This is a genomic window from Actinomadura luteofluorescens (assembly GCF_013409365.1).
Taxonomy (GTDB): domain Bacteria; phylum Actinomycetota; class Actinomycetes; order Streptosporangiales; family Streptosporangiaceae; genus Spirillospora; species Spirillospora luteofluorescens.
The window spans coordinates 5529269-5545945 of record NZ_JACCBA010000001.1 but is presented as its reverse complement, the minus strand read 5'-3'; the positions used below and the strand labels follow the sequence as shown (position 1 = coordinate 5545945).

The 16677-nt window shown below is 72.7% G+C and carries 16 protein-coding genes and 1 pseudogene; 6 read left to right on the top strand and 11 right to left on the bottom strand.

The genetic code is table 11. From position 1 onward, the window contains the following. The first annotated feature begins 137 nt into the window (after positions 1 to 137). Complete coding sequence (locus BJY14_RS25890; protein ID WP_179845990.1) at positions 138 to 1076, top strand: phosphotransferase family protein; 939 nt, start codon at positions 138 to 140, stop codon at positions 1074 to 1076. A 19-nt stretch (positions 1077 to 1095) separates the two neighbouring features. On the opposite strand, the gene tsaD is transcribed toward BJY14_RS25890, so the two are convergent. The 8 genes from tsaD to BJY14_RS25850 form a co-directional block, all read right to left on the bottom strand. Further along, entirely contained in the window at positions 1096 to 2133 is a 1038-nt protein-coding gene (tsaD, locus tag BJY14_RS25885; protein WP_312879400.1) for a tRNA (adenosine(37)-N6)-threonylcarbamoyltransferase complex transferase subunit TsaD, read from the bottom strand. Between the two features lie 70 nt (positions 2134 to 2203). After that, positions 2204 to 2695, bottom strand: coding sequence for a ribosomal protein S18-alanine N-acetyltransferase (gene rimI, locus BJY14_RS25880; RefSeq protein WP_258943822.1), 492 nt, complete (start codon positions 2693 to 2695; stop codon positions 2204 to 2206). After that, positions 2692 to 3372: a tRNA (adenosine(37)-N6)-threonylcarbamoyltransferase complex dimerization subunit type 1 TsaB gene (gene tsaB / locus BJY14_RS25875; protein ID WP_179845989.1), complete on the bottom strand. Its 681-nt coding sequence runs from the start codon at positions 3370 to 3372 to the stop codon at positions 2692 to 2694. The genes rimI and tsaB overlap by 4 nt, the downstream gene beginning before the upstream one ends. 76 nt (positions 3373 to 3448) lie before the next feature. After that, positions 3449 to 4447, bottom strand: a complete 999-nt coding sequence (locus tag BJY14_RS25870; RefSeq protein WP_179845988.1) for a hypothetical protein — start codon at positions 4445 to 4447, stop codon at positions 3449 to 3451. Positions 4448 to 4572: 125 nt separating this feature from the next. Beyond that, the gene (gene tsaE, locus BJY14_RS25865; protein ID WP_258943819.1) at positions 4573 to 5043 is read right to left on the bottom strand and encodes a tRNA (adenosine(37)-N6)-threonylcarbamoyltransferase complex ATPase subunit type 1 TsaE; all 471 of its coding nucleotides are present in this window, start codon (positions 5041 to 5043) and stop codon (positions 4573 to 4575) included. Further along, positions 5040 to 6119 (bottom strand): alpha/beta fold hydrolase, encoded by a 1080-nt coding sequence (locus tag BJY14_RS25860; RefSeq protein WP_179845987.1) that lies wholly within the window; start codon positions 6117 to 6119, stop codon positions 5040 to 5042. Before BJY14_RS25860 ends, tsaE begins: the two co-directional genes overlap by 4 nt. Positions 6120 to 6130: 11 nt before the next feature. Further along, positions 6131 to 7255: an alanine racemase gene (alr, locus tag BJY14_RS25855; protein WP_179845986.1), complete on the bottom strand. Its 1125-nt coding sequence runs from the start codon at positions 7253 to 7255 to the stop codon at positions 6131 to 6133. An 846-nt stretch (positions 7256 to 8101) separates the two neighbouring features. Beyond that, complete coding sequence (locus tag BJY14_RS25850) at positions 8102 to 9619, bottom strand: NAD(P)H-hydrate dehydratase (RefSeq protein WP_179845985.1); 1518 nt, start codon at positions 9617 to 9619, stop codon at positions 8102 to 8104. A 304-nt stretch (positions 9620 to 9923) separates the two neighbouring features. Here BJY14_RS25850 and BJY14_RS45620 point away from each other — a divergent pair. The 4 genes and pseudogenes from BJY14_RS45620 to BJY14_RS25835 all read left to right on the top strand — a co-directional run. Further along, a pseudogene (locus tag BJY14_RS45620) lies at positions 9924 to 10010 on the top strand (helix-turn-helix domain-containing protein); the annotation flags it as partial. A 6-nt stretch (positions 10011 to 10016) separates the two neighbouring features. Beyond that, positions 10017 to 10706 (top strand): DUF5753 domain-containing protein, encoded by a 690-nt coding sequence (locus BJY14_RS25845; protein ID WP_312879399.1) that lies wholly within the window; start codon positions 10017 to 10019, stop codon positions 10704 to 10706. Between the two features lie 39 nt (positions 10707 to 10745). Continuing rightward, positions 10746 to 10967, top strand: a complete 222-nt coding sequence (locus tag BJY14_RS25840; protein ID WP_179845984.1) for a DUF397 domain-containing protein — start codon at positions 10746 to 10748, stop codon at positions 10965 to 10967. Positions 10968 to 11216: 249 nt separating this feature from the next. Then, entirely contained in the window at positions 11217 to 11429 is a 213-nt protein-coding gene (locus BJY14_RS25835) for a DUF397 domain-containing protein (RefSeq protein ID WP_179845983.1), read from the top strand. Positions 11430 to 11587: 158 nt separating this feature from the next. Here the strand turns inward: BJY14_RS25835 and BJY14_RS25830 are convergent, their stop codons facing one another. The 3 genes from BJY14_RS25830 to glmS all read right to left on the bottom strand — a co-directional run bounded on the left by BJY14_RS25830 (position 11588) and on the right by glmS (position 15448). Further along, entirely contained in the window at positions 11588 to 12559 is a 972-nt protein-coding gene (locus tag BJY14_RS25830) for an ABC transporter permease (RefSeq protein WP_179845982.1), read from the bottom strand. A 5-nt stretch (positions 12560 to 12564) separates the two neighbouring features. Beyond that, positions 12565 to 13506, bottom strand: a complete 942-nt coding sequence (locus BJY14_RS25825; RefSeq protein WP_179845981.1) for an ABC transporter ATP-binding protein — start codon at positions 13504 to 13506, stop codon at positions 12565 to 12567. Positions 13507 to 13603: 97 nt separating this feature from the next. Continuing rightward, on the bottom strand, positions 13604 to 15448 hold the full coding sequence (gene glmS / locus BJY14_RS25820) for a glutamine--fructose-6-phosphate transaminase (isomerizing) (RefSeq protein WP_179845980.1): 1845 nt from the start codon (positions 15446 to 15448) through the stop codon (positions 13604 to 13606). Between the two features lie 122 nt (positions 15449 to 15570). On the opposite strand from glmS, the gene coaA reads away from it, so the two are divergent. Continuing rightward, positions 15571 to 16512, top strand: coding sequence for a type I pantothenate kinase (coaA, locus tag BJY14_RS25815; protein ID WP_179845979.1), 942 nt, complete (start codon positions 15571 to 15573; stop codon positions 16510 to 16512). The last annotated feature ends 165 nt before the right edge of the window (positions 16513 to 16677 follow it).

Below are 16677 nucleotides of genomic sequence, written 5' to 3'. Positions count from 1 at the left end.
TCCCGGTATCCGCGGCATTCGTCCCGCGAACCGCCGGGACGACCGAAGATGCTTCCTTCATGTCACCCCGATGACGTGCGTTTTGTTACTTTCCGTCTTCGCAAAATCACTCCCAATACCCTTCGGAATCCGTTTTCATGGATCAGGTGACCCACCTTCCGGCTCCCTGCCTGCCGACCGGCGTCCCGCCCGGGCACACCACCCTGCGATGGGTGGAGGAGTGCCTCGGCAAGGGCGCCGAGGTCCGCATGGTGCGGCCCCTCGCCGGCGGCTCCGCCCACGCCAACCACGCCCTCCTCGTCGAGAGCCGCTCCGGCGAGGCCCACCACCTCGTCCTGCGCCGCTGGACCACCCGAGAGGCCGCCCCCCGCCACTGCTACGGCGACGCCGAGTTCTCCCCCGAGCGGGAGATCGCGGCGCTCGCGCTGCTCGCCGGCTGCAAGGTCCCCGCACCGTCCCTGGTCGCCGCCGACCCGTCGGGCGCCTACTGCGACGTCCCCGCCCTGCTCCTCACCCGGCTGAGGGGCCATCCGCCGCGCCCGTCCCCCGACGACCTGCCCGAGTACCTGATCCAGCTGGCCGCCGCGCTGCTGTCGGTGCACGAGCTGAACGGCGCGTCCACGATGCCGCCGTACGTCCCGCACAACCGCCTCGACGTGCGGCTCCCGCCCAAGCACGCGCTCCGCCCCGACCTGTGGGAACGCGCCTTCGAGGTCGCCGCCCGGCCCGCCCCGGAGGCGCCCGCCCGGTTCATCCACCGCGACTACGACGCCGACAACACGCTGTGGTCCTACGGCGGGCTCACCGGCATCGTCGACTGGTCGGACGCCTCGTCCGGCCCCATCTCCGTCGACATCGCGTGCATGCGCCGCGGCCTGGCGCTGCGCTACGGCGCGTCCGTCGCCGACCGCTTCCTGTGCTCGTTCGACCAGGTCTCCGGCGGCCACGCGCACGACCCGTACTGGGACGTCCGCGCGCTCCTCGACCTGCTCCCCGAAGACGACGCCCGCCTGGTCGACGAGCCCCAGGTCCCCCTCTACGAGGACTACCTCGACAGGCTCCTCGCCCAGTGCTGAGGCGCGGCGGCGCGCGCGTTCAGGGCACGAGGACGGCCTCGACCGGGAGGCTGGAGTCGGCGGGCAGTTCCAGGTCGGACGGGCCGATCCCGGAGGCGACCAGCTCCGAGCCCAGGGCGGCGACCATGGCGCCGTTGTCGGTGCACAGCTTCGGCCGCGGGACCCGCAGGTGGACCCCGGCCGCCGCGCACCGTTCCGCGGCGAGGGCGCGCAGCCGCGAGTTGGCCGCGACGCCGCCGCCGATCAGCAGATGGTCGACGCCGTTGTCCTTGCAGACCTTCAGCGCCTTCTGCGTCAGGACGTCCACGACGGCCTCCTGGAAGGACGCCGCGACGTCGGCGACCGGGACGGGCTCGCCCGCGCGCTCCTTCGCCTCGACCCAGCGCGCCACGGCCGTCTTCAGGCCGGAGAACGAGAAGTCGTAGGTGCCGTCGTTGTACTTGCCGCGCGGGAACGCGATCGCGGCCGGGTCGCCCTCGCGGGCCATGCGGTCGATGACGGGCCCGCCCGGGAACCCGAGGTCGAGGACGCGGGCGACCTTGTCGAACGCCTCGCCCGCCGCGTCGTCCACCGTGCTGCCCAGGGGCCGGACGTCGCCCGCCACGTCCGGGACCAGCAGCAGGGACGAGTGGCCGCCCGAGACCAGCATCGCCACGCACGGCTTCGGCAGCGGGCCGTGTTCGAGCTGGTCGACGCACACGTGCGCGGCCAGGTGGTTGACGCCGTAGAGCGGCTTGCCGAGCGACAGCGCGTACGCCTTGGCGGCGGCGACGCCGACCATCAGCGCGCCCGGCAGCCCCGGGCCCGCGGTCACCGCGAGCGCGTCCACGTCGGTGAACGCCACCCCGGCGTCCGCGAGCGCGCGCTCGACGGTCGGCCCCATCGCCTCCAGGTGGGCGCGCGACGCGACCTCCGGCACGACGCCGCCGAACCGGGCGTGCTGGTCCACGCTGGAGGCGATCGCGTCCGCCAGCAGCGTGTGCCCGCGCACGATCCCGACCCCGGTCTCGTCGCAGGACGTCTCGATGCCGAGCACCAGTGGCTCGTCCCGAATCACGTGAGTCTCCCTGTCTCCCCGTTCGCCCTGTCTTCCCGTCCGTCCCCAGGGCGCCTTGTTCCGCTCCGGCTCAGTCGGGCCTGGTGAAGCCCATGGGCGGACGGTCGCGGAGCTTGCGGCACATGACGATCGCGTCCACGTCCGAGGGCTGGTAGTAGCGCTTGCGGATGCCGACCCGCTCGAAACCGAACCGCTCGTAGAGGCGGTGGGCGGCGTCGTTGTCGGCCCGGACCTCCAGGAACACCGACTCGCTGCCGCGCCGGACGGCCTCCTCCAGCAGGGCGGTGAGCAGCACCGCGCCGATGCCGCCCTTGCGGCGGTCCGCGCGCACACCGATCGTCTGCACGTCGGCCTGCCCGCCCGCCGCGGCCAGCCCCGCGTAGCCGACGATCTCGCCGCCGGGCGCCTCCGCGACGACGTAGTACCGGGTGCGCGGCTGGTCGGCGAGCTCCCCGGCGAGCATCTCCTCGCTCCAGGTGTCCTCCGGGAACAGCACCCGGTCGAGCCGGTGGACGGCCGGAAGGTCCGCACCGGTCATGGGCCGCAGGACGACGTCGCTCACGCCGGCGTCACCTTCTTGCGGGGGCCCGGCTCCTTCGCGTCGGGCCGGCGCAGGTAGAGGGGCTCCGGCGGCAGCAGCTCGGGCCCCTTCAGGCCCGACAGCCGCGCGACGGCGAGCTCCGCCAGGGCGCTCGCGGTGGGCAGCAGCGGCTCGTGCCCGGACCCTCCGAGGACCTCCGGGTACAGGGCCGCGCCCTCGCCCACGACGGGCAGCCCCTCGGGCGCGCCCTTCAGCACGTCCGCCGCCGGGCCCACGGCGGGCTCGGTGGCGCGGAACCGCGCCGAGTCGTACCGCGCCCAGTAGACCTCCTTGCGGCGGGCGTCGGTGGCGACGGCGAGCGGCCCCTCCCGCTTCGTGGCCCAGGCCATGATGTCGAGCGTGCAGACGCCGTGCACGGGAACGCTGAGGGCCTCGCCCATCGCGCGGGCGGTGACCAGCCCGACCCGCAGGCCCGTGTAGGGCCCCGGCCCGACGCCGACGGCGATCGCACTGAGATCGTCGGGGGCCGCCCCCGCCTCCGCCATCACCTCCGCGATGGACGGGGTGAGCAGCTCGGTGTGGCGCCGCCGGTCGACGGCCTCCGCCAGGCCGCGCGGCACCGCGCCCTCTCCCGGGGTCCACTCGTACAGCGCCACGGTGATCGCGGCGGTCGCGGTATCGAAAGCCAAGACCAGCACGGGTTGTAAGCCTACCGGCCACGGGCGCGGACTGGTCCGGCTCTCGCCCAGGCGTCTCGGCCCGGCTCGGCCCGGCTCAGGAGCGGCTCAGGGCGGTGACCACGGCCTTGGTGACATCGGTGGCGCCGCCGGTGGCGGCGTCCGACGACAGCGGATCGCCCTTGTCCGAGCCCGAGTAGTGCACGGTGACCAGGACGTTGGCGACCCGGACGTTGCCGACGGCCTCGCCGGAGCCCTGGTTGTCGTCGACGCTGTAGACGATGTAGCCCTCGTCGCCGACGCCGGTCAGCCGGATCTTGTCGGTGAGCTTCTGCCCGGCCAGCAGCGCCTTGCCGGACTCGTCGGCGGTCCGCTCGGTCGCGAACGTCTTGCGTGCGGCTTCCGTCGGGGAGGCCGCGGCCCCGGCCGCGATCGCGCGCAGCTCGATCGTGAGCTGCCGCCTCTTCTCGCCCGCGTAGGCACCCCACACGCACTGGTTCTGCTGGTCGTCGCCCTGGTAGTTGTCGGCGTCGGTGCGCTCGGACTCGGGCGCCAGCCGGCCGATCAGGTCGTCGCCGACGATCGTGCAGGAGTCGGGGACGGCGGTGCGCTCGCCCCTTGCCGCCGGGGCGTTGTCCGTGGCGCCGCTGCCGACGACCTGGCCGGTGCTCTTTTCGCCGCTCGCGCCGACGCCGGTCAGGACGGCGAACGCCGCGAGCCCGCAGACGGCGACGCCGACGACCGCGCCACCGAGGACGACGGCCCAGCGCCGCCCGGTGCGGCGCTCGCGCGCCACCCGGTGGCTGCCGCTGCGGTATCCGGCGCCGCCGCGGTGGGTGCCGCTCCCCGTCCGGTATCCGCCGCTCTCGGTGCGGTAGTCGGCGCTGCCGGCACCCTGGCCGGTATCGGTCTCGTACGGGCCGGTCTCCCGCTGGTACGGGCCGCTGCCCGGCCGGCCCGACGAGTAGCGCCCGTACGGGTCCTCGCCCGCGCCGTATCCACCGCCGTCCGGCCGGTAACCGCCGCCTGAGCCCTGGCCACCGCCCGACGCGCGATAGCTGTCGCGGTAATTCCCGCTGCGATGGCTGCCACTCACCGGCCCCACTCCCGTTCGGATTGATATGTCGCGAAGGTGAGGTTCGTTCCGGCAAAGAGTACGACATCAAGCCGTAAAATGGACCAACCAGCCAGGCAAAAACCGTAGATGTTGCCAGTCCAAGATCATTCAGGGCCGAGCGCCAGGTCGGACCAGCGATCACCGACCCCGACGATCCTTACCTCGCGTCCCTCTCCCGGCCCGTCCCCGCGAGAAATGATCACTTCCAGCCGGTCCTCGGCGAGGCCTTCGGCGAGCCCTTCTCCCCATTCCACGATCGTCACCGATTCCGCGATCGACGCGTCCAGATCGAGATCGTCGAGCTCCGCGAAACCGCCCAGCCGGTAGGCGTCCACGTGCACCAGCGACGGGCCGCCCGCCAGCGACGGATGCACCCGCGCGATGACGAACGTGGGCGAGGTGATCGGGCCCCGCACCTTCAGCCCCTCGCCGATGCCCTGCGTGAGGGTCGTCTTGCCCGCGCCGAGGTGGCCCGTCATCACGAGCAGGTCGCCCGCCCGCAGCAGCCCGGCCAGGCGCAGCCCGAGCTCGCGCATGTCCTCGGCGGTCGGGACGGTGACGGTGACGGCGTTCACGCGGTGCGCTCCTCTTCCTCGTAGGCGGGACGGACCCGCTCGACCAGCCGGCGCAGCCCCCCGGTCACCACGCCCGGGTACTCCAGCGGCAGCACGTGCCCGGCCTCCTCCACCTCGACCAGTTCCGCGTCCGGCAGCGCCGCGGCGATCCGGCGGGCGTGCTCCGCGGGGGTCAGCCGGTCGCGGCCGCCCGCCAGGACGAGCATCGGCACCCCGCCGAGCACGTCCAGGCACCCGATCTTGTCGTGCGCCATCAGCGCCGGGTAGTACTCCGCGATCACGTCGATCGGCGTCTCCCTGATCATCTGCTCCAGGAAGCCCACCACGGACGGGCTGACGTACTTGTCGGCGAACGCCATCTTCCGCGTGACGACGAACGCCAGGTCGGCGCCCAGCCCGCGGGCCTTCTCGACCAGCTCCGCGCGGCGGCCGAGGCCGCGCAGCGTCCCCGGGGCGAGCGGCCGGACGGCCTTGGCCAGCACCAGGGGCAGCCCCAGCGTCATCTCCCCCATGTCGCCGCAGGAGGTGTTCACCAGCGCCACGCCCACGACCCGCGACCCGAACAGCTCGGGATGCCGGTCCGCCAGCGCCATGATCGACATGCCGCCCATGGAGTGCCCCACGAGGACCACCGGACGGTCCGGCGGGACGGCCGCCTCCAGCACCGCGCGCAGGTCGTCACCGGTCTGCTCGATCGTCGCGTCCCCGGGCTCGCCGCGTCCCGAACGGCCGTGGGCGCGCTGGTCCCAGAACACCAGCCGCAGCGAACCCCGCAGGTCGCGGCGCTGGTAGTGCCAGGAGTCCTGGTTCAGGGTGTAGCCGTGGCAGAACACGACGGTGAGGGCGGCGTCGTCGGGCCCGTCGACCTCCACGTGCAGCGGTACGCCGTCGTCGGCCCGGACGGACATCTCCCGCCCGCGCAGCTCGCCGAAGGGCTCGGCCGCGTCGGGGTCCGGGCGCAGCCGCACCCGGCCGACGGCGAAGCGCCGCAGCCCGACCGCCGCGCCCACCCCCGCGGCGCCCACGCCCGCGACGACGCCGGCGACACCGATCCTGCGCCTGTTCCTGCTGTCCATGACCGCGCCCCCTACAGCCCCCCTCCCGGGTACGCCCTCGGTACCCGGGCTCCGATGCGGGTGACGATCTCATACGAGATCGTCCCCAGCGCGTCCGCCCACTCCTGCGCGGTCGGCTCGCCCCGGTCGCCCGGGCCGAACAGGATGATCTCGTCTCCCGCCGCGAGCGGGTCGTCGCCGAGGTCGACGACGAACTGGTCCATGCAGACCCGCCCGGCGATCGTCCTGCGGCGCCCGCCCGCGAGGACCTCCAGCACGTTGGACCCGTGCCGCGGGATCCCGTCCCCGTACCCCACGGGCACCACGGCCAGCGTGGTCTCCCGCTCGGTGCGGTAGGTGTGACCGTACGACACTCCGCTACCGGCCGGAACCCGCTTGACCAGCGCCGCGTCCGCCACGAGCGTCATCGCGGGCCGCAGCCCGAACCCGCCGAGCGCCGGCACGGGGCTCAGCCCGTACGTCGCGATGCCGGGCCGGACGAGGTCGAACCGCGCCTCCGGCAGCGTCAGCGCCGCCGCCGAGTTCGCGATGTGCCGCACCTCGAACCGCGCCCCCGCCTCCTCCGCGTGCGCGACCATCTCGGTGAACGCGCCGAGCTGCGCCGCGATCGAGGGATGGCCGGGCTCGTCCGCGCAGGCGAAGTGCGACATGACCCCCGCGACCCGCACGTGCCCCGTGGCCTCGGCCTTGAGCGCCGCCTCGACCAGCGCCTCCCAGTCGTCGCCCCGCGCGCCCCCGCGCGACATGCCCGTGTCGGCCTTGAGGTGGATCCGCGCCTCGCGCCCGGCCCGCTCCGCCGCCCGGACGACCTCGTCCAGCAGCCAGACCGCCCCGACGGTCAGGTCCACGTCCCGTGCGACGGCCTCCTCGTAGGGCTCCCCGGGAACCCCCAGGCAGACCAGCGTCCGAACGGAGACGCCCTCGTCCCGCAGACGCAGCGCCTCGGCCAGCTTCGCGACGCCCAGCCAGGACGCCCCGCCGGCGAGCGCGGCCCGGGCGGCCTCCACCAGCCCGTGCCCGTAAGCCTCGGCCTTCACCATGGCCATCACCTCGGCGCCCCCCGCGCGCTCGCGCAGCACCGAGACGTTGTGGCCGATGGCACCGAGATCGACCCGTGCCTCCGCAGGAACCCTCATGGGCTCATTCTCCCAGGGTGGCGACCCGCTGTGTCCTCCCTGGGGGGCGACCCGCTGTGTCTTTCCTGGGGGGCGACCCCCTGGAACCCCCGTTTCGAGCCGGACGATCCTCACGCCACGGTGCGGGTGTGTTGTGTCCGTGCGGGTCGGTGTCGTGTCGCTGCGGTCGCCCGGCTCGGCGGGCATGCGCGTTGCGCTCGCTGCACTCGCTCCACGCGCCTGCCCGCGCCTCGGTTGGACTACGAGCCCAAGAGGGTGTGAATCGTTCACGTCCAGCGCTCTTGGACGTGCCACGGCTGTGACGCTCTTGGAGATGGGACCTGAGCCGGGCGCGGGTCGGGTGGCCGGAAGGCGCTCTGGCGCCTGGAGGTCGCACGGCCCGTCGAGCCGGGCGACCGCAGCGACACGACGCGAACCCGCACGGGCGCAGCAAACCCGCACCGTGGCGTGAGGATCGCCCGGCTCGTGACGGGGGGTTCCAGGGGGGTCGCCCCCCTGGGCGAACACAGCGCGGGTCGGGCGGCCGGAAGGCGCTCTAGGCGCCTGGAGGTCGCTCGACCCGTCGAGCCGGGCGACCGGAGCGACACGACGCGAACCGGCACGGGCACGAGAACCTCAGCCGTGGCGTGAGGATCGCCCGGCTCGCAACGGGGGTTCCAGGGGGTCGCCCCCCTGGGCAAACACAGTGCGGGTCGGGCGGCCGGAAGGCGCTCTAGGCGCCTGGAGGTCGCTCGACCCGTCGAGCCGGGCGACCGGAGCGACACGACGCGAACCGGCACGGGCACGAGGACCTCAGCCGTGGCGTGAGGATCGCCCGGCTCGTGACGGGGGGTTCCAGGGGGGTCGCTACCCCTGGGCAAACACAGCGGGTTCCAGGGGGTCGCCCCCCAGGGAAGACACCGCTCTGAAGGCGGTGGGGAGGGCTTCGATCACGTCCTGGGCGCTGATGGGGGCCTCGGGGCCGGGGGTGGGGGCCGAGGCCAGGCGGGCGGCGAGGCCGTGGAGGTAGGCGCCGGCGGCGGCCGCGTCGAGGGCGGGCATGCCGCCGGCGAGGAGGGCGCCGATCAGGCCGGACAGGACGTCGCCCGTGCCGGCGGCGGCCAGGCGGGGGGTGCCGGTCGGGTTCACGCGGACGGGGCGGTCCTGTTCGGCGACCAGGGTCGTGGAGCCCTTGAGCAGGACGGTCGCGGAGAGTTCGGCGGCGGCGCGGCGGACGTGGTCGAGGCGGGCGGCCTCGATGTCCTCGCGGGCGGCGGCGACGAGGCGGGACAGCTCGCCCGCGTGCGGGGTGAGGACGGTCGGGGCTGCGCGGCGCAGCAGATCGCGGCGGCGGGCCAGGACGGTGAGGCCGTCGGCGTCCACCAGCACGGGCAGGTCGGTGGTGAGGACGGCCTCCAGCAGCGCCTCGGCGGCGTCGCCGGTGCCGAGGCCGGGGCCGGCGACCCAGGCCTGGACGCGTCCGATGCGCTCCAGGACCCGCGCGTCGTGGCGGCCCGGCTCGATGACGGTGGTGACCACTTCGGGCCAGCGCTGGCGGACGAGCTCGACCGGGCGGGCCACCGAGGCGAAGCGGACCATTCCGGCGCCGCCGCGGACGGCGCCGCCGGCGCTGAGGACGGCGGCACCGGTGAACTGGTCGCCCCCGGCGAGGATGCCGACGACTCCGCGGCGGTACTTGTCGGACTCGGGGCGGGGCTCGGGCGGGGCGATGTCGGCGGGCCGGGCCGCGACGACGTCGGGGTCGGGCAGGTCGGGGCCGAGCCCGATGTCGACCAGCTCGACCACGCCGCAGCGGGCCGCGCCCGGGTCGATGAGCAGGCCCGGCTTGTGCGTGCCGAAGGTGACGGTGACGTCGGCGTGGACGGCCGCGCCCTCGACGCGCCCCGTGCTCGCGTCCACCCCGCTCGGGACGTCGCAGGCGACCACGAGCCCGGCGGACTCGGAGGCGAGCGCGGCGTACCGGGCGTGCGGCTCGCGGAGGCCGCCGGTGCCGCCGATGCCGGTCAGGCCGTCGATGATCAGGTCGGCGCCGGCGATCGCGGCCTCGGCGCCGGAGTCCAGCAGGCGGCCGCCGGCGGCGCGCAGGTCGGCCAGCCCGCCCGGATGGATCGTGGACCCGGCCTGGACGGCCCGGACGCGGGCGCCGCGCCGGGCGAGGCGGGCCCCGGCGTACAGGGCGTCCCCGCCGTTGTCGCCGCCGCCGACCAGCAGGACGACGCGGGCCCCGTACACGGCGGGCAGGAGGTGCGCGCAGACCGAGGCCAGCCCGGCGGCGGCGCGCTGCATCAGGGCGCCGTCCGGGAGGCGGGCCATGAGGGCCCGCTCGGCCGCCCGGACCTTGCCGACCTCGTGCGCGTACCTCATCCGCCGCTCCCCAAGTCGATCACACACTTAGAGTGCCACGTGGGGACCGTCCGCAACCTCCGGCGGAGGTGATCACAACTTGCACCGCAAGTTTCGGTGTCATGTGCGTAAAAGAATCATCAGCCGTAGAATCTTGGTCCACCGGTCCGATGTATTCGCGCCGCGACCCCCCGGTGCGGCAGAATGCGCCCAGATCAGTCCGCCGGGACTGGAGAGGCCCGAGCAATGAGCACTTCCCGAGGTCCCTCCGTCCGGCAGCGGCGGCTGGCCGCCGAGCTCCGGAGACTGCGCGAGCGCAGAGGCCCTGACCGGAGACGAGGTCGCCGAACGGCTCGCCTGGTCCACAGCCAAGGTCAGCCGGATCGAGAACGCGCGGACCGGCGCGAAGATCGGCGATGTGCGGCGGCTGCTCGATCTGTACGAGATCGACGGCGCGCGGCACGACGACCTGATCTCCCTGGCGCACGACGCCGCCCAGCGGGGCTGGTGGGAGGACTACCGCGACCTCCCGAGCCCGCTCGCGAACTTCATCGCGCTGGAGTCCGAGGCCACCGCCGCCCGGGAATGGGGCAGCACGGTCATTCCCGGGCTCCTGCAGTCGGAGAGCTACGCCCGAAATGTGATCGGTGGCTGGAGTGACCTGGCCACCCTGCCTCCACAGGAACTCGAACGCCGGCTGGACGTGCGAATGCGGCGGCGCGAACTGCTGGACGGGCCCACTCCGCTGGAACTGTCGGCGATTATCGACGAGGCGGTTCTGCGGCGCCGCATCGGCGATCACAAGGTGATGCGCGAGCAGCTCGAACATCTGTACCAGATGACCGAGCGGCCGAACGTGAACGTACAGATCTTGCCGTTGGACATAGCACACTCGGTGTTGACTGAATCGTTTATCCTTCTAGAATTCTCTTCGGTGCACGACATCACCTTTCCTGATATCGTTCACACGGAATCCCTGACGATCAGCCACTTCGCGGATGAAGCCGTCACCTATATGTACCGGCTCGCTTATTCGAGTCTGTCCCGGCAGGCACTGGACGCCGCGGAATCGCGGCGGCGCATAGCCGAGGTCAAAGAGGCGTGGTGACGGTCCGCCAAGGGGCTCAATCCTTGTGAAAGGCACCGAGTGTCCTCTTTTGTCACTCCTGTACCTCAATGGAGGAAAAGCGCCTACTGCGGGGCGAGCAACACCTGCGTCGAGATCGCCACACTGGTCGATTCATCCCGTTTTATCGGGGCGCGAGACGCGAAGCACGGCACGCAGAGTCCGGTCCTGTCCTTCTCCCAGTCGGAATGGCGGGAATTTCTCAAGCGGGCAAAGAAGGGTGATTTCGACCTGGGTTGCTGACCCGGCGCCGACGCGCCGTCCGGCCCCGTCCGCACAGGGCGGCGCGGGGCCACGACGCAGGGGCCGGGTCCACCGCTGACCCGGCTCGTCGCCCTCCCACCCGGCACTCTGCAACTACCTCGCCACGCCTGTCACACGGGTACCGCGCCACCCGGACGTGATCAGGCGTTTTTTGCGATCTTGTTACCGTGTGCTTGAGCACCGGCAGCGCGGCCGCGGGCAATGCAACTTTCAATGCAGGGAGCCGGAATGAATTTCCAGGGGACACCGCCCGCCCGATGGAGAAAGAGCGCTCGATGCGGCGCCAGCAACGGCTGCGTCGAGGTCGCACGGCGCGGCGGGGACGCCATATCCGTACGCGACACCGAGGACACCGCGACGATCCTGTCGTTCCGGCCCGACGAATGGCGCAGGTTCACGGAGGAGGCCAAAGGCGGCCGTTTCGACCACCCGCTGAAATAGTCACTGCAACTTGCATCGCCGGAGAGATTTCCAACCGGCCGGAGAATTGCGATCAGCGGGAGCGGATGCGCGCCACCGCAGGATATGCCACATGTTTTTCCGCGGCTCCCCGCCCCGCTGATCGCATTTCGCAGAAGTTGATCGCATTGGGGGCGCGCTCACGCCACGCGAACGCCCCGGGGAACCCGGTGGAGAGGCGTGCGCAGGCGAGAGGCCGTGATCACCACCGCGCCTCCCGCGAGGGCCAGATCGAAGGCCAGCCCCCACGGCCACACCGCGGCTCCACCCTCGCGGGACGACCCGTACCGGTCGTCCCCCGCGCGGACCTCGCGCACGCTGCGGCTGATCTGCCCGAGCGGGTCGGACGACGCCGAGCGCGTGATCACCTGGTCGCCGACGAGGATCCGGCGCTCGGGCAGGCGCGGCGCCGCGTCGGCGAGCGCGACGACCGGGTTCGGGGCCAGCAGCCACCAGATCCGCTCGGTGTGCTCCCGGTCGTACTCGCCGTAGGCGCCGTCGATGTGCTCGGACGTGAGCGGCACCGCCAGCGTGAACAGCAGCGGCGTCCCGACGAGCAGGCCGAACACCGTCAGGTACGACAGCAGGATCGAGGTGACGCTGCGGGCCAGCACCGCCGACCAGGCCTGCGAGATCGCGCAGACCACGCCGATCATCAGCGCCGTCACGAGCAGGACGACGAGGGCCCGCCCCGCGCCGATGGCGCCCTCGGCGACCGGCAGCAGCAGGCTCGGCAGCGTCAGGAGCAGCGCGACCAGGCCGGTCCCCCAGGCGGCGGCGAGCTTGCCGAGCGCGATCTCGCCCGGGGTGAGCCGGGTTACCTGCAGCGTCGCGAGCGTCCCGCGCTCCCGGTCGCCGTTGACCGACTGCCCGCCGAGCGCCGGGGTGACGAGCAGCGTCAGCACCAGCACCCCGAGCAGGACCCCGCCGAACATGGGGACGCCCGGCTCGCCGTAGGAGGAGCTGTCGCCGTACTCCAGCGCCACCCGGAACAGCAGCCCGAGCCCGTTGACGGTCAGGAACCAGGCCGCGAGCAGGATCTTCCAGCGGCCGGTCCGCAGCCGCGTCCTGATCTCCTGCCGCGCCACCAGGCCGATTCCACGCGCGGTCACGGCACTCACCTCCGGTCCTCGGTCATCGCCAGGTAGGCCGATTCGAGCGCGCTGCCGGCGGGCGCCAGGCCGCTGACGGGCACGCCTGCGGTGACGAGCCTGGCCAGCAGCCCGGCCGCCTCGTCCTCGGTCAGCGGACCGACCTCGGCGCCCCCCGCCGCGTCGCCCGCCCCCTTCCACGCCAGGCCGGGCTCGCGGTCCAGCGCCGCCGCCAGCGGCTCCAGGTCGAGCGAGCGGATCCGCCACCGGACCCGGGCCGCCGCACCGGCGATCTCCGCCATCGCGTGGTCCCCGGCCGTGCGTCCGTGGTCGACCAGGACGACCCGGTCGGCGATCTCCTCCAGCTCGCTGAGGATGTGGCTCGACACGAGCACCGCGACCCCGTCCGCCGCGAGGGAGCGCAGCAGGTCGCGCAGTTCGATGCGGGAGCGCGGGTCGAGGCCGGACGCGGGCTCGTCCAGCAGCAGCACGCGCGGCCGGTGCACGAGGGCCCGCGCCATCCCGAGGCGCTGCTTCTGCCCCCGCGAGAGGGCGTGGACGGGCTGACCGAGACGGTCCTCCAGGTGGACGAGGCTGAGCAGCGCCCTGATCCGGCGCGGGCGCTCCTGCTTGGACAGCCCGTAGGCGTCGGCGAAGAACGCCAGGTACTCGTCCACCGTGAGCTGGTCGTACACGCCGAACGTGTCCGGCATCCAGCCGAGCGCCTCGCGCGCCCGCACGGGCTGGGCGAGCGCGTCGTGTCCCGCGATCCGCACCGTGCCCGCGTCGGGCGCGAGGAGGGTCGCCAGGATCAGCAACAGCGTCGTCTTGCCCGCGCCGTTGGCCCCGACGAGCGCCGTGACCTGCCCGTACGGGACGGTGATGTCGAGGCCGCGCAGCGCCTCCACCGGCCCGAAGCGCCGCACCACCCCGCGCGCCTCGATCGCGAGGCCGCCGTCTCCTGCCACCCGTCACCTCCGACGCCGGGCCGGTCCCGATGTCGATGGGACGCGGCCCGGCGCCGGAGGGTTCAGTCGTTTTCGGGCTGCCCGCCCGAACCGCCCGCTATTCGACGGTGACGGACTTGGCGAGGTTGCGCGGCTGGTCGACGTCGTGGCCCTTGGCCGTGGCCAGCTCGCACGCGAAGACCTGAAGCGGGACGGTCGTGACCAGCGGCTGCAGCAGCGTCGGGACGGCCGGGACGCTGATCAGCGTGTCCGCGTACGGCTCGACCGACGCGTCGCCCTCCTCGGCGATCACGATCGTCCGGGCGCCGCGGGCCCTGATCTCCTGGATGTTCGACACGATCTTGTCGTGCAGGACGTCCCGCGCCCGCGGCGGCACGACGACCACGACGGGCAGGTCCTTCTCGATCAGCGCGATCGGGCCGTGCTTCAGCTCGCCGGCGGCGAAGCCCTCGGCGTGCATGTACGCCAGTTCCTTGAGCTTGAGCGCGCCCTCCAGCGCGACCGGGAAGCCCACGTGGCGGCCGAGGAACAGCACGCACCGCTCGCCGGCCAGTGAGCGGGCCAGCTCCCGCACCGGCTCCATGGTCTCCAGGACCTTCTCCACCTTCTCCGGCATCCGTTCGAGGAGCTGGACCATGGCGAAGACCTCGTCGCCCCACTTGGTGCCGCGCACCTGCGCGATGTAGAGGGCGATGAGGTAGACGGCGACGAGCTGGGTGAGGAACGCCTTGGTGGACGCGACCGCGATCTCGGGCCCGGCGTGCGTGTAGAGGACGCCGTCGCACTCGCGGGGCAGCGTGGAGCCGTTGACGTTGCAGATGCCGAGCAGCTTGGCCTTCTGCTCGCGGGCGTGCCGGACTGCCATCAGCGCGTCCATCGTCTCGCCCGACTGGGAGATCGCGATGACCAGCGTCGTCGGGGACAGGATCGGGTCGCGGTAGCGGAACTCGCTGGCCAGCTCGACCTCGCAGGGCAGCCCCGCCCAGTGCTCGATCGCGTACTTGGCGATCAGACCGGCGTGGTAGGACGTCCCGCACGCCACGATGATGATCTTGTCGACCTCGCGCAGCTCCCGGTCCGGGATGCGCATCTCGTCCAGGTGCAGGCGCCCGTCGGCGCCGATCCGGCCGAGCAGCGTGTCGGCGACGGCGCGCGGCTGCTCGGCGATCTCCTTGAGCATGAAGTAGTCGTAGCCGCCTTTTTCCGCGGCGGACACGTCCCAGTCGACGTGGTACTCCTTCACCTCGGCGGGGTGCCCGTCGAAGTCGGTGACCCGCACGCCCTCGGCGCGCAGCTCGACGATCTGGTCCTGGCCCAGCTCGATCGCGTCGCGGGTGTGCTCGATGAACGCGGCCACGTCGCTGGCCAGGAAGTTCTCGCCGTCCCCGACGCCGACGACCAGCGGGGAGTTGCGGCGCGCCCCGACGACCAGGCCCGGCGACCCGGTGTGCGTCGCGACCAGCGTGAACGCGCCCTCCAGCCGGCCGCAGACGCGGCGCATGGCGTCGGCGAGGTCGCCGCCGCCCTTCAGCTCGTCCTCCAGCAGGTGGGCGACGGCCTCGGTGTCGGTGTCGGACCCGAGCCCGTGACCGCCCTCCTCCAGCTCGGCCCGCAGTTCCGCGAAGTTCTCGATGATCCCGTTGTGGATCACCGCGACGGAGCCGGTGCAGTCGACGTGCGGGTGGGCGTTGCGGTCGTTCGGCGCGCCGTGCGTCGCCCACCGGGTGTGCCCCATGCCGAGCGTCCCGGCGGGCGGGGGCTCCTCCTCCAGGGCGCCGCGCAGGTTCACCAGCTTGCCCGCGCGCTTGGCCGTCGCCAGCTTCCCGTCGGCCAGCACGGCCACTCCGGCCGAGTCGTAGCCGCGGTACTCCAGCCGCGCCAGGCCGTCGACGACCACGTCGAGGGCGGACCGGCCGCCTACGTACCCCACGATTCCGCACATGGCGGCAACTCTATTCGGTGCCGCGCACCGGACCTACCTGCGAGGGCCTCCCAAGCATGACGCTAGCGTGGACGACCGGTGGAAACCCGGTGACCGGAACCCAGCCCGGTTACTGTTCAGCCATGACGAGCGGATGGGACACCGTGCCGAGCCCCTACGTGGAACTCTCCCGTGAGGCCTGGCGCGGCCTGCGCGAGAACACCCCGCTCCCGCTCACCCCCGGTGAGCTGGACGCCCTGCGGGGCCTGCGCGACCCGATCGACATCACCGAGGTCGAGGAGGTGTACCTGCCGCTGTCCCGGCTCCTCAACCTGTTCTTCCTGTCGGACGGGCGGCTGCGCGACACCGTCAGCGACTTCCTCGGCGGCGAGGTGCGGCCCACCCCGTTCATCGTCGGCGTGGCGGGCAGCGTCGCGGTCGGCAAGTCCACCACGTCCCGGCTGCTGCGCACGCTCCTCGCCCGCTGGCCGGAGCACCCGAGCGTGGAACTGGTCACGACCGACAGCTTCCTGCACCCGAACGCCGTCCTGGCCGAGCGCGGGATCATGGACCGCAAGGGGTTCCCCGAGTCCTACGACCGCCGCGCCCTCGTCCGGTTCGTGTCGGCGATCAAGTCGGGCGCGGCGGAGGCGTCGATCCCGGTGTACTCGCACCTGGAGTACGACATCGTCCCGGACGCGGCGCAGACCGTCCGGCGCCCCGACATCCTGATCGTCGAGGGCCTGAACGTGCTGCAGGCGCCCCCGCCCGGCGCCCTGGGCGTATCCGACTTCTTCGACTTCTCCATCTATGTGGATGCGCGGGTCGAGGACATCCGGCAGTGGTACATCGACCGGCTCTTCGCGCTGCGCCGCACCGCGTTCACCGACCCGCGCTCCTACTTCCACAAGTACGCCCGCGAACTGGACGAGGACGAGACCGCCGCGTTCGCCCAGCGCGTGTGGCGGGACGTCAACGAGATCAACCTCGTCTCCAACATCCTCCCCACCCGCGCCCGCGCCACCCTCGTCCTCCACAAGGACAGGAGCCACTCGGTCCAGCGAGTCCGACTGCGCCGGATTTGATCCCTCTCCTCCTTCGGGCCTGGCGGCCCTGCTGTGCTTATTGCAGTGCACTCCTCCTTCGGGCCTGGCGGCCCTCCATCGTCGGGCACTGCGGGCGATCGCCGGCATCGCTCCGGCTCGCCTTGCGGCTCGCTGCGCGATCAGATTCTTGCTTCGCTCGAATCT

Coding starts and splice junctions, on each gene's coding strand:
- BJY14_RS25850 (WP_179845985.1), bottom strand. CDS start 9,619: ATGAGGTACGCGCACGAGGTCGGCAAGGTCCGGGCGGCCGAGCGGGCC.
- BJY14_RS25890 (WP_179845990.1), top strand. CDS start 138: ATGGATCAGGTGACCCACCTTCCGGCTCCCTGCCTGCCGACCGGCGTC.
- coaA (WP_179845979.1), top strand. CDS start 15,571: ATGACGAGCGGATGGGACACCGTGCCGAGCCCCTACGTGGAACTCTCC.
- BJY14_RS25860 (WP_179845987.1), bottom strand. CDS start 6,119: ATGGACAGCAGGAACAGGCGCAGGATCGGTGTCGCCGGCGTCGTCGCG.
- alr (WP_179845986.1), bottom strand. CDS start 7,255: ATGAGGGTTCCTGCGGAGGCACGGGTCGATCTCGGTGCCATCGGCCAC.
- glmS (WP_179845980.1), bottom strand. CDS start 15,448: ATGTGCGGAATCGTGGGGTACGTAGGCGGCCGGTCCGCCCTCGACGTG.
- BJY14_RS25835 (WP_179845983.1), top strand. CDS start 11,217: ATGAATTTCCAGGGGACACCGCCCGCCCGATGGAGAAAGAGCGCTCGA.